Source organism: Pseudomonas sp. G11-1 (assembly GCF_024031555.1).
GTDB lineage: Bacteria > Pseudomonadota > Gammaproteobacteria > Pseudomonadales > Pseudomonadaceae > Halopseudomonas > Halopseudomonas bauzanensis.
The window spans coordinates 729,881-743,146 of record NZ_QEYQ01000001.1 but is presented as its reverse complement, the minus strand read 5'-3'; the positions used below and the strand labels follow the sequence as shown (position 1 = coordinate 743,146).

12 protein-coding genes are annotated in these 13,266 nt (G+C 60.0%); 8 read left to right on the top strand and 4 right to left on the bottom strand.

Features of this window, described 5'->3' with window-relative positions; genetic code table 11:
* Positions 1-63: 63 nt before the first annotated feature.
* Positions 64-2,379 carry a putative bifunctional diguanylate cyclase/phosphodiesterase gene (locus DHB74_RS03440; RefSeq protein ID WP_280164649.1) on the top strand — a complete coding sequence of 772 codons (2,316 nt, stop codon included), beginning with the start codon at positions 64-66 and terminating at the stop codon, positions 2,377-2,379.
* Complete coding sequence (locus DHB74_RS03435; protein ID WP_280164648.1) at positions 2,376-3,248, top strand: phosphate/phosphite/phosphonate ABC transporter substrate-binding protein; 873 nt, start codon at positions 2,376-2,378, stop codon at positions 3,246-3,248. The genes DHB74_RS03440 and DHB74_RS03435 overlap by 4 nt, the downstream gene beginning before the upstream one ends.
* A 1-nt stretch (position 3,249) precedes the next feature.
* Here DHB74_RS03435 and trmA read toward each other — a convergent pair whose 3' ends face one another.
* Positions 3,250-4,335: a tRNA (uridine(54)-C5)-methyltransferase TrmA gene (gene trmA / locus DHB74_RS03430; RefSeq protein ID WP_280164647.1), complete on the bottom strand. Its 1,086-nt coding sequence runs from the start codon at positions 4,333-4,335 to the stop codon at positions 3,250-3,252.
* Positions 4,335-5,627 (bottom strand): NCS2 family permease, encoded by a 1,293-nt coding sequence (locus DHB74_RS03425; RefSeq protein WP_036989460.1) that lies wholly within the window; start codon positions 5,625-5,627, stop codon positions 4,335-4,337. Before DHB74_RS03425 ends, trmA begins: the two co-directional genes overlap by 1 nt.
* A gap of 181 nt (positions 5,628-5,808) precedes the next feature.
* Between DHB74_RS03425 and bamJ the strand changes: the two genes are divergently transcribed.
* A complete protein-coding gene (gene bamJ, locus DHB74_RS03420) occupies positions 5,809-6,423 on the top strand; it encodes a BamJ family beta-barrel-assembly machinery protein (protein ID WP_036989461.1) in 615 nt (204 codons plus the stop codon).
* A 79-nt stretch (positions 6,424-6,502) separates the two neighbouring features.
* On the opposite strand, the gene DHB74_RS03415 is transcribed toward bamJ, so the two are convergent.
* Positions 6,503-7,471 carry a polyprenyl synthetase family protein gene (locus DHB74_RS03415; protein ID WP_036989462.1) on the bottom strand — a complete coding sequence of 323 codons (969 nt, stop codon included), beginning with the start codon at positions 7,469-7,471 and terminating at the stop codon, positions 6,503-6,505.
* A 285-nt stretch (positions 7,472-7,756) separates the two neighbouring features.
* Here DHB74_RS03415 and rplU point away from each other — a divergent pair, with 285 nt between their 5' ends.
* The 4 genes from rplU to proB all read left to right on the top strand — a co-directional run bounded on the left by rplU (position 7,757) and on the right by proB (position 10,793).
* Positions 7,757-8,068, top strand: coding sequence for a 50S ribosomal protein L21 (rplU, locus tag DHB74_RS03410; protein WP_036989463.1), 312 nt, complete (start codon positions 7,757-7,759; stop codon positions 8,066-8,068).
* Positions 8,069-8,087: 19 nt separating this feature from the next.
* Positions 8,088-8,345 carry a 50S ribosomal protein L27 gene (gene rpmA / locus DHB74_RS03405; RefSeq protein WP_036989464.1) on the top strand — a complete coding sequence of 86 codons (258 nt, stop codon included), beginning with the start codon at positions 8,088-8,090 and terminating at the stop codon, positions 8,343-8,345.
* Between the two features lie 104 nt (positions 8,346-8,449).
* Positions 8,450-9,658 (top strand): Obg family GTPase CgtA, encoded by a 1,209-nt coding sequence (gene cgtA / locus DHB74_RS03400; RefSeq protein WP_036989465.1) that lies wholly within the window; start codon positions 8,450-8,452, stop codon positions 9,656-9,658.
* A 16-nt stretch (positions 9,659-9,674) separates the two neighbouring features.
* Positions 9,675-10,793, top strand: a complete 1,119-nt coding sequence (proB, locus tag DHB74_RS03395) for a glutamate 5-kinase (protein WP_036989466.1) — start codon at positions 9,675-9,677, stop codon at positions 10,791-10,793.
* Positions 10,794-10,912: 119 nt separating this feature from the next.
* Here the strand turns inward: proB and rpsT are convergent, their stop codons facing one another.
* A complete protein-coding gene (gene rpsT, locus DHB74_RS03390; RefSeq protein WP_036989467.1) occupies positions 10,913-11,185 on the bottom strand; it encodes a 30S ribosomal protein S20 in 273 nt (90 codons plus the stop codon).
* Positions 11,186-11,542: 357 nt separating this feature from the next.
* On the opposite strand from rpsT, the gene murJ reads away from it, so the two are divergent.
* On the top strand, positions 11,543-13,111 hold the full coding sequence (murJ, locus tag DHB74_RS03385; RefSeq protein WP_499160807.1) for a murein biosynthesis integral membrane protein MurJ: 1,569 nt from the start codon (positions 11,543-11,545) through the stop codon (positions 13,109-13,111).
* Positions 13,112-13,266: the final 155 nt, after the last annotated feature.

The following is a 13,266-nucleotide window of genomic DNA, read 5'->3' as shown; positions in this document are numbered from 1 at the left end:
CTCTGTGCAATGTCTTTGTGCCACCATTCTGATTGATAGCGTCTCTTTCCTAATCGGTACCCCATGGCCAACCATCACAGCTCGCCTGTTCCAATCGGTCTCGTCCAGCGCGCCATCGTCATATCGGGCGCGCTGATCGTGCTGTTTCTATGGGTGATGTTCTACTACCACAACGACCAGATTCATGATGAGCGGCTGAAGGCCGAGGCAGCGGAGCACCTGAACCTGTCGGTCATTATTGCGGAGAACCTGCGGCAGATGGCCGACCGTGCCAAGGCCGCCGGTGGTATCTACCGCAGTGAGCAACAGCAGGGTGGTGACGTGGCCGAGCGCCTGTCCAGGCTGCTGGCCGGTGACCCGGTGTTCAATCGATTGAGCGTGTTCGGGGCGCGGGGGCAGTTACTGTTTGCCAGTCATGAGGCCGGTCTTGCGGTGCTGCCACCGGCCTGGCTTGAGAGGTTGCATAGCGATACCGAGGTCACGGCCAACGAGCCTTTCATTCCGCCGGCCCTGGGCGACGCCCAGACGCACTGGCCGTTTCCCAACTGGCGTCTGCCCTTTCTCGTTCCCCTGGCCGGCAGTGACGGCCAGGTCATGCTGGTGGAGATGGATATCGGCTATCTGGTCAGTCTGTATCACTACATCGATCTCGGCCAGACCGGCTTCATCCAGCTACTGGATGCCAGCAACAGGGAGCGCATGCGAGCCGACTCCAGTGGCGTGATCATTGGCGGAGCGACCCTGAGCCCGGCGCCTGGCCAGGATGGTAGCGCCGTGTACACCTCGCGGGTGGGCAGCAAGCTCTATCAAAGCGCCTTCCATGGCATGCCGCAGCATGGCTTCACCGTGGTGATCAGCAAGCAGTACGACGAGATACTGCAGTCATTTCGCGCCGGCCAATCGCGCCAGTTGTTGTTCAATGGCGTCATGACCCTGGCGGTGTTGATCTGCGTATTCTGGATGGTCAGGATGCTGCACGGCCAACAGGCGGCACTGCGCACCTTGCAGCAATCGCAGGGGGAGAACCAGCAGTTGATCGCCCGCCTGGAAAGCGAACATGAGCGCAGCAGCCGCGCCGCTTCCACCGACCACCTCAGCGGGCTGTTCAATCGTCGGCAATTCATTGAAGTGGCCAGTCGGCAACTGGTTGAGCAACGCAGCAGGCGACGGCTGCTGGCTGTATTGTTCATCGACCTGGACCGGTTCAAATCCATCAACGATACCCTCGGTCATCGCATCGGTGACTTGCTGTTGCAGGCAGTTGCCGGGCGCATCACCCGCCTGCTTGAGCCGGGTGACGAGGCGGCCCGTTTCGGTGGTGATGAGTTCGTGGTGCTATTGGCAGGTAGTCGCACCGAGCAGCAGATCATCAGTTGGGTGGACCAATTGACGCAGCGGCTGTCGGCGCCCTATCAATTGGAAGATAGCGAGGTGAATACCAGCCCGAGTATCGGTATCAGTATCTGCCCGCGTGATGGTCAGGATGTGGACAGCTTGATTCGCCATGCGGATGCGGCCATGTACTCGGCCAAACGGGCGGGCCGGGGTCGATATCGCTTCTTCGACCCGTCATTGAACGTGGCCGATGTGCAGGAATTCTATCTGGAGCAGGCCTTCGGCGAGGCGCTGGCAAAGCACCAGTTCGTATTGCACTATCAGCCGCAGATCGACCTGGATTCGATGTCGGTCACCGGTTACGAAGCGCTGGTGCGTTGGAAGCATCCTGATTTCGGGCTGATCTACCCGGACCGCTTCATTTCCATTGCCGAACGCAGCGGCTTTATCATCGGGCTGGGTGAGGAGGTTATTACGCTTGCTTGCCGGCAGTTGGCCGCTTGGGGCGATGAAGGGCTCGATACCCGGGTGGCGGTAAATGTGTCGGCGATACAGCTGAGTCAGCCGCATTTCAGCAGTATGGTGTTGCGGCAACTGGCTGAGACGGGGGTGGAAACGTGGCGGTTGGAGTTGGAAATTACCGAAACCGCTATTCTTGAGAAGGAAAGCATGGCTATTGCCAGCCTGGAAACGCTACGCGCTGCCGGGCTGGGAGTAAGCCTGGACGATTTCGGTAGCGGCTACGCCGGTTTCGCGCACCTACAATCACTGCCCGTGAACAAACTGAAGATTGACCGTGGCCTGATCGCCCAGTTATCCAACAGCCACGATGACAGCCTGATCGTGTCCTTCACCATTACTCTGGCCAAGCGGCTGTCGCTGCGGGTGGTGGCCGAGGGAGTGGAAACGCCAGAACAACTGGTTTATCTCCGTCTTGCCGGCTGTGACCTGGTGCAGGGATATCACTTCAGCCGGCCCATGCCCGCTGAACAGGTGGCTGAATTCGAGCGTGGTTTCCATGCCACCAAGGTCAATGCCGAATGAGAGTCCTGTTGTGTGGTCTGGTGTTTCTGCTGTCGCTGCAGGCTCCCGTTGTTCTGGCTGACGCTGCGCACTGCCGCCAGGCTGGACTGAGCATCGCTACGGTGCCAGTGAAGAACATCGACCAACTTATCGAGGAATATCAGCCACTGGCCGAGTGGCTGAGCGAGGGGCTGGATATGCCAGTACAGATACTGCGCTCCAGCTCCTATGAAAGCGTAATTGATGCCATCGTCTCCGGTGGTGCGGATATCGCCTTGCTCGGTCCGGCCTCCTATCTCACAGCGCACCGGCAGAATGACGGCATTGAGGCTTTTGCCTCCATGGCCATGCAGGGTGGTTATTTTTCGTCGGCGGGGGACTATTACCAGTCCATTCTGGTGGTGCGGGCCGACAATGGCATGGATAGCCTGGAGGATACCCGCGGGCAGCGCTTGGCGCTGAGCGATCCTGCCAGCACTTCGGGAGCACTGATCCCCCACCGCGAATTCCCCGTCAGTGGTGGCAGCCCTTTGCATCAGCACTTCGATCGGCAGATCTATGCCGGATCACACGACAAGGCATTGGATGCACTGTTGCTGGGGCGAGTTGGGGCAGCTTTCGTATCCAGCGTACGTGCCGATGAGTATCTCCGACGCGGGCTTATCACCACCGATTCGCTACGGGTGCTCTGGCGCTCGGCACCCATTCACTATGATCCCTTCGTCTTCAGCAGCGAGCTGTGTCAAGACTTGAAAACCCAGATTCGCGAACTGATGCTCGAGCGTTCGCCAGCGATGCAGGTCTTTCTGCAATCGCAGCGGGCGGCGCGGATCATTCCGGTCGCCCACCAGGCCTACGAGCCGCTGCTGCAGTTGATGACGCCGCGCTGAATCAGCGGCGCTCCAGCAGCACTCCCGATTCCATGTGATGGGTATAGGGGAACTGGTCGAACAGGGCGCAGCGGACGACACGGTGCGTCTCATGCAGTTCGTCCAGGTTGGCCGCCAGGGTCTGCGGGTTGCAGGAGATATACAGGATACGCTGGTAGCCCTTGACCAGTTCGAGGGTGGCCGGGTCCAGTCCGGCGCGGGGCGGATCGACGAATACGGTGCCGAAGTCATAGCCGCTCAGGTCGATACCCTGCAGCCGCCGGAACTCGCGCACGCCGGTCAAGGCCTGGGTGACTTCCTCGCTGGACAGGCGCACCAGGGTGACGTTATCCACCTGGTTCAGGGCGATATTCTCCAGCGCCGAGCGCACCGAGCTCTTTGACAGTTCGGTCGCCAGTACCCGGCGAAAGCGGGTGGACAGCGGCAGGGTGAAGTTGCCGTTGCCGCAATAGAGCTCCAGCAGATCATCGGCATTATCATCGGCCACCTCCTGCGCCCAGGCGAGCATATGCTGGTTAACCTGGCCGTTGGGCTGGGTGAAGCCGCCTTCGGCCTGCTGGTAATGCCAGGTGCGGTCGTTGACGCTCAGCGCCTCCAGCACGTGATCACGCTGCAGCACCCGTTTGCGCCCGCGGCTGCGGCCAATCAACAGAATATCCAGCTGTTGCGCCAGGGCCGTGGCTGCCGCATCCCATTCTTCATCAATGGGGCGGTGGTAGCACAGAGTGACCAGGGCCTCACCAGTCAGCGTGGTGAGAAACTCGATCTGGAACAGCTTGCGGCCCAGCAGCGGATCGGCCTTGCAGGCTTCCAGCAAGGGCATCATCAGCTCGTTGATGCGTTTGCTGGCGATCGGTAGTTGCTCGATCAGGATCGGCCGGCGGTTGTCGCCCGGCTCGAACATGGCGTAGTGGGGCTGGCCCTGCTCGTACCACAGGCGAAACTCTGCGCGCAGACGAAAATGTTCGCGCGGTGAGGTGAATACCTCCGGCTCGGGTGCGGCGAAGGGCTGCAGCAGCGACATCAGTCGCTGGCGCTTTTCCTCAAGCTGCTGGTCATAGCCAGCGGGATCGAATGCCGTACCCATCAGCTGAAGAACCCGAGTTTGACGATGAACAGGGCCGACAATATATACAGGCTCGGATTCAGCTCACGCCAGCGGCCAGACAACAGCTTGATCGCGGTCCAAGAAATGAAACCCAGGGCGATGCCGTTGGCGATGGAGAAGGTCAGCGGCATGACCAGCGCGGTTACCACCACGGGCGCTGCTTCGGTCAGGTCTTCCCAGTCGACCTGCACCAGGCCGCTGGTCATCAACACGGCAACGAAGAACAGTGCCGGTGCGGTAGCGAAGGCGGGTACGGCGCCAGCCAGCGGAGAAAGGAACAGGCTCAGCAGGAAGAGTGCGGCGACCACGCAAGCGGTCAGACCGGTGCGGCCACCGGCGGCGGTGCCGGCGGTGGATTCGACATAACTGGTGGTGGTGGACGTACCCAGCATGGAGCCGGCCATGGTGGCGGTGCTGTCGGCCATCAATGCCCGTCCCAGGCGCGGCAGCTTGCCTTCCTTATCCACCAGTCCAGCCTTTTGCGCTACTCCGATGAGGGTGCCTGAGGTGTCGAACAGGTCGACGAACAGAAAGGCGAAGATCACGCTGATCAGGCCCACTTCCATGGCGCCGGCGATATCCAGCTGCAGCAGGGTGGGAGTGAGGCTCGGCGGCGCGGAAACGAAACCCGTAGCACTGGTCAGGCCCAGCGCCAGGCTGATGAGGGTGACCAGCAGGATGCCGATCATTACCGCACCGGTCACCCGGCGGTAGGCCAGTGCGACGATGACGGCAAAACCCAGGGAAGCGAGCAGCGGCCCGGGTTGCGTCATGTCGCCGGCGCCCACCAGAGTAGCTGGATTGTCCACCACGATGCCGGCGCTCTTCAGGGCAATCAAGGCCAGGAACAGGCCGATACCCGCAGCGATGGCCGAGCGTAGCGGCAGGGGGATGCTGTTGATCACCCACTCGCGGATCTTGAAGATGCTCAGCAGGAAGAAAATAAAGCCGGAAATGAACACTGCCCCCAGTGCCACTTGCCAGCTGTAGCCCATCGAACCGACCACGGTGTAGCTGAAAAAGGCGTTGAGCCCCATGCCCGGTGCCAGGGCGATGGGATAGTTGGCCCACAACCCCATGATCAGCGAGCCGATGGCGGCCGCGATGCAGGTGGCAACGAAGGCCGCACCCGGATCAATGCCCGCATCCGCCATCATCACCGGGTTGACGAAGATGATGTAAGCCATGGTCAGAAAGGTGGTGACACCGGCAATAATCTCGGTGCGCACAGTGGTGCCATGGGCTTTGAGTTGGAACAATTTATCCAGCATGACGGGGTCTCGGTTGGGATTGGGGGCGAAAAGGGCGGCATTTTAGCCTATTCGATCGCCCAGCGCAGCATTGTCGGTACCCGCTGGGCCGCCAGTCGTCGCGGTAAGGTTCGGCAGCGCAGAGGGTGAATTTTTACCAACGTTGTGTCAGGCTTTACGGTCATTTTTCCGGAGAGCCGTCATGAGCAATACTTTCGAAACCGACGAACAGCGTGTGAGCTACGGCATTGGCCGTCAAATGGGCGACCAGCTGCTGTCGAGCAATATCCCCGATCTGGTGATCGAGCTGGTCATGGACGGCGTGCGGGATGCTTACACTCAGCAGGCCAGCCCGGTTGACGAAGCAGCCATGCAGGCGGCTTTCCAGACGCTGCAGGGTAAGATGCAGGCGCTGGCCGAGGAATCTGCTCGCGCCGCCGGCAAGGCTGGCCTGGAATTCCTCGAGCGCAACGCCGCCCGCGACGGTGTGGTAACACTGCCGTCCGGCCTGCAGTACGAAGTGATCGAAGCCGGTAACGGCGCGACGCCGACCGCCAGCTCCACTGTGCGCACCCACTACGAAGGCACGCTGATCAGCGGCGAAGTGTTCGATAGCTCCTACAAGCGTGGTCAGCCTGCCGAGTTCCCGGTGGGTGGTGTGATCGCTGGCTGGACAGAGGCGCTGCAACTGATGCAGGAAGGGGCTAAATGGCGTCTGTATATTCCTTCCAACCTGGCCTACGGCGAGCGTGCCGCCGGCAGCATCCCGCCGCACAGCACACTGATCTTCGATATCGAGTTGATCCAGGTTTTGTAAGGCGTTTCAGCGGGGCGACCTTGCGGTTGCCCCGTGTTGGATGGTCTGGTCGGATTGCTGCTGGAGCGATTGCTTCAAATCAGAACTGACGATCTACCGCAAACCGTGCCAGCTGCTCCAGCGCATCCCGGTAGACTGACGGCGGCAGGGTCTGCAGCAGGCTGATCGCCTCATCCGCATGCTGGCGCGCCAGATTGGCGGTGTATTCCAGGGCGCCACTGTTTTCCACGGCTTCACGGATAACTGCGATGTCGTCGGTTCCGCCTTTCTGGATCGCCTTGCGCACCAGGCTGGCCTGTTCCGGCGTGCCTTCGCGCATGGTGTAGATCAGCGGCAGGGTGGGTTTGCCTTCGGCCAGGTCGTCGCCGACGTTCTTGCCCATGGCTTCGGCATCGCCGTTGTAGTCCAGTAGGTCGTCTATCAACTGGAAAGCGATACCCAGCGCGTCCCCATAGCGGCGCAGCGCCTCGGTTTGTTCGGCCGGTGCGTCGGCGAGCAGGGCGGCGGTATGGGTGGAAGCCTCGAACAGCATGGCAGTCTTGCTGCGGATAACTTCCATATAGGTGGCTTCGTCGGTGCTGGCGTCGCGAATCTTGGACAGCTGCAACACTTCGCCTTCGGCAATCACGTTGGTAGCGCCGGCCAACACGCGCATGATGCGCATGTCATTGAGTTCGACCATCAATTCGAAAGAGCGCGAATAAAGGAAATCACCTACCAATACGCTGGCAGCATTACCCCACAGAGCATTGGCAGTGGAACGGCCGCGGCGCAGGTCGGAAGTATCGACCACATCGTCGTGCAGCAGCGTCGAGGTATGCATGAACTCGATGATCGCCGCCAGGGTGTGTGGCCGTTCGTCGGTCAGGCCGCAGGCGCGGGCGCCAAGCAAGACCACAAGAGGGCGCAATCGCTTGCCGCCGGCGCTGATGATGTAGCTACCGATTTTCTCAACAAGCGGGACGCGGGAATGCAGTTGACGCATGATCAACTGGTTTACAGCTTCGAAGTCATCAGTGACCGCAGTGTAAAAGGGCAGGGTGGTCATCTACAGCACGCTTTCAGAAGGGTTGCGCGGCATGCTAGGCGGCGGCCAGCGTGCTGTCAAGAAAGCGAGTGGCGCGGTCTGCGCAGTCGCACGCATAAACAGCCGCCCGCGCATTGCGTTGCGCAGGATAAGTCGGTAGAATCCCCGCCCCTGAAAACCCGATTTACAGCATCCCTGTTTTGACAATGGCAAGCTCGGGCCCGATAGGCGGGTTCACTTGCAGCCATGCCGGCCACTAACCATTATTCCCAAGCGCCGGGTGAGCAGGATTACGGAGAAAGCAACATGTACGCAGTAATTGTTACTGGTGGTAAGCAGTACAAGGTCGCCGAAGGCGAATTCCTGAGAGTAGAGAAGCTGGAAGCCGAAACCGGTTCCACTATCGAATTTGATCGCGTACTGCTGGTTGGTAACGGTGACGACGTCACTATCGGTGCACCGGTTGTTGATGGCGCCAAGGTGACTGCAGAAATCAGCGCTCATGGTCGTGGCGAGAAGGTTCGTATCATCAAGTTCCGTCGTCGTAAGCACCACATGAAGCGTCAGGGCCACCGTCAGTGGTACACCGAAATCAAAATCACCGGCATCTCTGCCTAAGCATTGAGGAGATAAACTCATGGCACACAAAAAAGCAGGCGGTTCCACACGTAACGGTCGCGATTCAGAAGCCAAACGACTTGGTGTGAAACTGTACGGTGGCCAGCAGGCTACTGCCGGCAACATCATCGTTCGTCAGCGCGGCACCGAGTTCCACGCCGGCAAGAACGTTGGTATGGGCAAGGATCACACTCTGTTCGCCAAGGCTGACGGCGTGATCAAGTTTGAAGTCAAGGGTGAGTTCAACCGTCGCTACGTAAGTGTCGTAGCCGGCTGATAGCATCCCGGTTTCAAAAAGCCCTGTCTTGCGACGGGGCTTTTTTGTTTGTAGCTTAGGGCTTGTTCAATGGCCCCTCAATCAACCCCTTCAGGGGGAGCGCAATGAAATTCGTAGATGAAGTATCCATCACGGTAAAGGCTGGTGATGGCGGCAATGGGTGCATGAGTTTCCGGCGGGAGAAGTTCATCCCCAAGGGTGGTCCTGACGGTGGCGACGGTGGTGATGGCGGTTCCATCTTCCTGGAAGCCGATCCCAACCTGAACACTCTGGTCGATTATCGTTATACCCGTCGTTTCAACGCCAAGCGTGGTGAGAATGGTCGGGGTTCCGACTGCACGGGTGCCAAGGGTGAAGACATGGTTCTGCCGGTCCCTGTGGGTACCACTGTGGTCGATGCCGGCACCCAGGAAATCATCGGCGACCTGACCGAGCCAGGCCAGCGTCTGCTGGTGGCTCAGGGCGGCTTCCATGGCCTGGGCAATACGCGCTACAAGTCCAGCGTCAACCGCGCTCCCCGGCAGACATCCAACGGCAGTCTGGGTGAGTTGCGCGATCTCAAACTGGAGCTGAAGGTGTTGGCGGACGTCGGTCTGCTGGGCCTGCCCAATGCGGGCAAGAGTACTTTCATCCGCTCGGTCTCGGCGGCTACGCCCAAGGTCGCCGATTATCCCTTCACCACCATGGTGCCCAATCTGGGTGTGGTGGACGTGGGTCAGTTGCGCAGTTTCGTCATTGCCGACATTCCCGGGGTGATTGCCGGTGCCGCCGAAGGCGCCGGGCTGGGTACGCGTTTTCTCAAGCACCTGTCGCGCACTCGACTGCTGTTGCACCTGGTGGACATGGCACCGCTGGATCAGAGCGATCCGGTGGAAGCGATTGAGACCATTATCCATGAGCTCGGCAAGTTCAGCCCGGCGCTGACCTTGCGCGAGCGCTGGCTGGTGCTGAACAAGTGCGATCAGTTGCTGGAAGATGAGCAGCAGGCGATTCTCGATGATGTGGTCGAGCGGTTGGAATGGGAAGGTCCGGTGTTCGTCATTTCCGCGGCTGAGCGCGAAGGCACTCAGGAGCTGGCCAAGGCAGTCATGAACTGGCTGGATGAGCGTGTGCTGCGTATGCAGGAAGATGAGGAATATGCTGCTGAGGTCGCCGAGCTGGACCAGCGCATCGAAGATGAGGCGCGGGCGCATATCCAGGAGCTGGATGATCGTAAGGCGCGGCGCAAGGCTGGCATCACCGATGACGAAGAGGATTTCGACGACGATGATGAAGATGGCGAAGATGGCCCGGAAATTATCTACGTTCGCTGAGCGGAGCTGAAATTGCATGCGTGACAAGGTGACTGCCGCCCGGCGTTGGGTGATCAAGATTGGCAGTGCATTGCTGACCGGTGATGGTCGTGGCCTGGATCGCCAGGCTATGGCCGTGTGGGTGCAGCAGATGGCGGCCCTGCGTGAGAGTGGGGTGGACGTGGTGCTGGTGTCCTCCGGTGCCGTAGCGGCGGGCATGACCCGGCTGGGTTGGAGTGAGCGACCGAAAAGCATCCATCAGTTGCAGGCTGCTGCAGCGGTAGGGCAGATGGATCTGGTGCAGGCCTGGGAGAGCAGCTTTGAAGAGTTCGGGCTGACTACTGCCCAGGTGCTGGTCACCCATGATGACCTGTCCGACCGCAAGCGCTATCTGAATGCTCGAAGCACCCTGCGTGGCTTGTTGGACTTGGGGGTGATACCGGTCATCAATGAGAACGATACCGTTGTTACCGACGAGATCCGTTTTGGTGACAACGATACTCTGGGTGCGCTGGTAACCAATCTGGTTGAAGCTGATCTGTTGGTGATTCTTACTGATCGTGATGGTCTGTACACCGCTGACCCACGTAGCAATCCTGAAGCTGAGCTGATTTCCCAGGCCATGGCAGATGATCCGACGCTGGATGCCATGGCTGGCGGCAGTGCCGGTGCGCTGGGTCGCGGCGGGATGCAAACCAAGTTGCGCGCGTCGCGGCTGGCGGCTCGTTCCGGGGCCAGCACCATTATTGTTGGTGGGCGTATCAAGCAGGTGGTTGCCCGGCTGAAGGCGGGAGAGCAGTTGGGTACCTTGTTGTTGCCCGAGAAAGGCATGCTGGCGGCGCGCAAGCAATGGCTGGCTGGACATCTGCAGACGCGCGGGCGGCTGGTTCTCGACGAAGGCGCAGTGCGGGCCTTGGAGGGAGGGTGTTCCAGTCTGCTGCCGGTGGGGGTCAAGGCGGTCGAGGGTAATTTCCGGCGCGGCGAGATGGTTGTCTGCGCCGGTCTGGATGGCCGAGAAGTTGCCCGGGGACTGGTCAACTATGGGGCGCAGGAAGCAATGCGCATCATTGGTCGGTCCAGCGAGGAAATTGTCAGTGTGCTCGGCTATGTTGATGAGCCGGAGCTGGTCCATCGGGATAACCTGGTATTGGTCTAGGCATCTGGCGGGCCGCAAGGCCCGCATCGCCGGCTTTTCGGTAGGTGAGCTGGCTCTTTATCCCAGGCACAAAAAAACCGGCTCAATGAGCCGGTTTTTGTATCAACGCGGAACGCGAATCAAGCGGCGGTAGCCATGGCCTTGATGTGTGCGTTCAGGCGGCTCTTGTGACGAGCGGCCTTGTTCTTGTTGATGATGCCCTTGTCAGCCATGCGGTCGATGACCGGAACGGCAGCAGTGTAGGCAGCTTGTGCTTTTTCCAGATCTTTGGCGTCGATAGCCTTGATCACGTTCTTGATGTAGGTACGAACCATGGAGCGCAGGCTTGCATTGTGATTGCGGCGCTTCTCGGCCTGCTTGGCGCGTTTCTTGGCTTGAGGTGAGTTGGCCACCGTCTTGCTCCTCAGAAAATCTAGTGAATTAGGGTATAAATAAGGTCGCGTACTGTGCCGTAGAGCGTGACCAATGTCAAGGGAGAGGCCGCTGAATTGTTCAGTGTCCTCTATTCGATACCGGGCTGGCGCAGTGAAGTGTCCAAGTATATCCGGTTAGCGCTATCATCGCGCTCTTTAGGGCGACTCCAGGCCTCGAATGATGAAACGCAATGTCTCTATTGCGCTGTCGTCCTTCGCGAAGGATCTACCGGAACGCCGGAGCCGGACCACAGCTGCATTCCCGGCCAGTGCCGAAAATGACGGAGTAGTGGATGTCGCTTCTTGCTTATCCAACCAGACCTATTGATGTGATACATGACTGATACTGTTCCACCGGTTAAGCCTGCCGATAAGGCCCCCAGCCTGCTGCGCTCCGGCATGGTAGTCAGCATCATGACCATGCTGTCCCGTGTGCTGGGTATGGTGCGGGATGTGGTGGTAGCTGCCTATTTCGGCTCCCAATCCGAGGCGGACGCCTTTTTCATCGCTTTCAAGATCCCCAACTTCCTGCGTCGGTTATTCGCCGAAGGGGCCTTCGCTCAGGCCTTCGTGCCGGTGTTATCGGAGTATCGCGCACGCTTCACCCTGGCCGAGGTGCAGCATCTGGTAAACCGGGTGACGGGCACATTGGGGCTGACACTGGCGGGGATTACGCTGCTCGGGGTGGCCGGGGCGCCGGTATTGATCACCTTGTTTGCCCCGGGCTTTCACGGTCAGACGGAGAAGCTCGCGCTGGCCACCGATATGCTGCGCATTACCTTTCCCTATCTGTTTCTGATTTCCCTGACGGCGTTATGCGGCTCGATCCTCAACAGCTACGGTCGTTTCGCCGTGCCGGCTTTCACGCCTGTGCTGCTCAATCTGTGCATGATTGGTGCGACGTTGTTCATGACGCCGTACTTCGACCAGCCGATCATGGCGCTGGCCTGGGGTGTATTCATTGCCGGGGTGGCGCAGTTGCTGTTCCAGTTGCCATTCCTGGCGCAGATCAAGCTGCTGCCGGTGCCGCGCCCGGATCGTCATCATGAAGGCGTGAAGCGCATCATGACCTTGATGGTGCCGGCACTGTTCGGCGTGTCGGTCAGCCAGATCAACCTGCTATTGGATACGGTGCTGGCGTCCTTCCTGCAGACCGGCAGTATCTCCTGGCTATATTACGCCGACCGGCTGTCTGAGTTGCCGCTGGGCGCCTTTGGCATCGCTATCGGAACGGTGATCCTGCCGGCGCTATCGCGCCAGCATGCCGGGGAAGACCCGAAAGCCTTTGCTGCCACTTTGGACTGGGCGGTGCGCATGGTGCTGCTGGTCGGTGTGCCGGCGGCCCTGGCGCTGTTGCTGCTGGCCGAGCCGCTGATCGCCACGTTGTTTCATTATGGTGCCATGACCGAGCGTGACGTGGTGCAGGCCGCCAATGCATTGCGGGCCTATGCCGTAGGGGTGATGACCTTCATGCTGATCAAGGTGCTGGCCCCTGGATATTTCGCCCGGCAGGACATGAAGACCCCGGTCAAGATCGCCATGATCTGCATGGGCGCCAATATGGTGTTCAACCTGATCCTGGTCTGGCCGCTGGATCACGTTGGTCTGGCGCTGGCGACTTCGCTGTCGGCGCTGCTCAATGCCGGCATGCTGTGGTGGGGATTGCGCCAGGCGGGTATCTACCAGCCGCAGCCGGGCTGGCCGCTGTTCATCATTCGGCTGGTGTTGGCCTGTGCGGCGCTGGCGGCAGTAGTGTTGTGGCTGGCGCCCGGGGTGGAGCAGTGGTTTGCCTGGGGCTGGCAGCAGAAGGCCTGGCAGATGGCTGTTCTGGTGGTGGCGGGTATCGGGGTGTTTGTGGCTACGTTGGTGGCCACCGGTTTGCGGATGCGGCACCTGCGGCGCTGATCCTGCCGAGCCCTGGGACGGTCGAGCACCGGCTCGACCTGCGATGGCGCCTGAGACGCCGTTGTCGAGCTGGTGCTCGACAATCCCAGGAAACCCGCTCCTGCCAGCAATGGCCCGGCAATCAGCCAGGGCAAGGTTCAGCCATGATTGTCCAT

Excerpts from the sequence above, each read along its gene's own strand:
- DHB74_RS03440 (WP_280164649.1), top strand. The coding sequence starts at position 64 with ATGGCCAACCATCACAGCTCGCCTGTTCCAATCGGTCTCGTCCAGCGC.
- DHB74_RS03435 (WP_280164648.1), top strand. The coding sequence starts at position 2,376 with ATGAGAGTCCTGTTGTGTGGTCTGGTGTTTCTGCTGTCGCTGCAGGCT.
- trmA (WP_280164647.1), bottom strand. The coding sequence starts at position 4,335 with ATGGGTACGGCATTCGATCCCGCTGGCTATGACCAGCAGCTTGAGGAA.
- DHB74_RS03425 (WP_036989460.1), bottom strand. The coding sequence starts at position 5,627 with ATGCTGGATAAATTGTTCCAACTCAAAGCCCATGGCACCACTGTGCGC.
- bamJ (WP_036989461.1), top strand. The coding sequence starts at position 5,809 with ATGAGCAATACTTTCGAAACCGACGAACAGCGTGTGAGCTACGGCATT.
- DHB74_RS03415 (WP_036989462.1), bottom strand. The coding sequence starts at position 7,471 with ATGACCACCCTGCCCTTTTACACTGCGGTCACTGATGACTTCGAAGCT.
- rplU (WP_036989463.1), top strand. The coding sequence starts at position 7,757 with ATGTACGCAGTAATTGTTACTGGTGGTAAGCAGTACAAGGTCGCCGAA.
- rpmA (WP_036989464.1), top strand. The coding sequence starts at position 8,088 with ATGGCACACAAAAAAGCAGGCGGTTCCACACGTAACGGTCGCGATTCA.
- cgtA (WP_036989465.1), top strand. The coding sequence starts at position 8,450 with ATGAAATTCGTAGATGAAGTATCCATCACGGTAAAGGCTGGTGATGGC.
- proB (WP_036989466.1), top strand. The coding sequence starts at position 9,675 with ATGCGTGACAAGGTGACTGCCGCCCGGCGTTGGGTGATCAAGATTGGC.
- murJ (WP_499160807.1), top strand. The coding sequence starts at position 11,543 with ATGACTGATACTGTTCCACCGGTTAAGCCTGCCGATAAGGCCCCCAGC.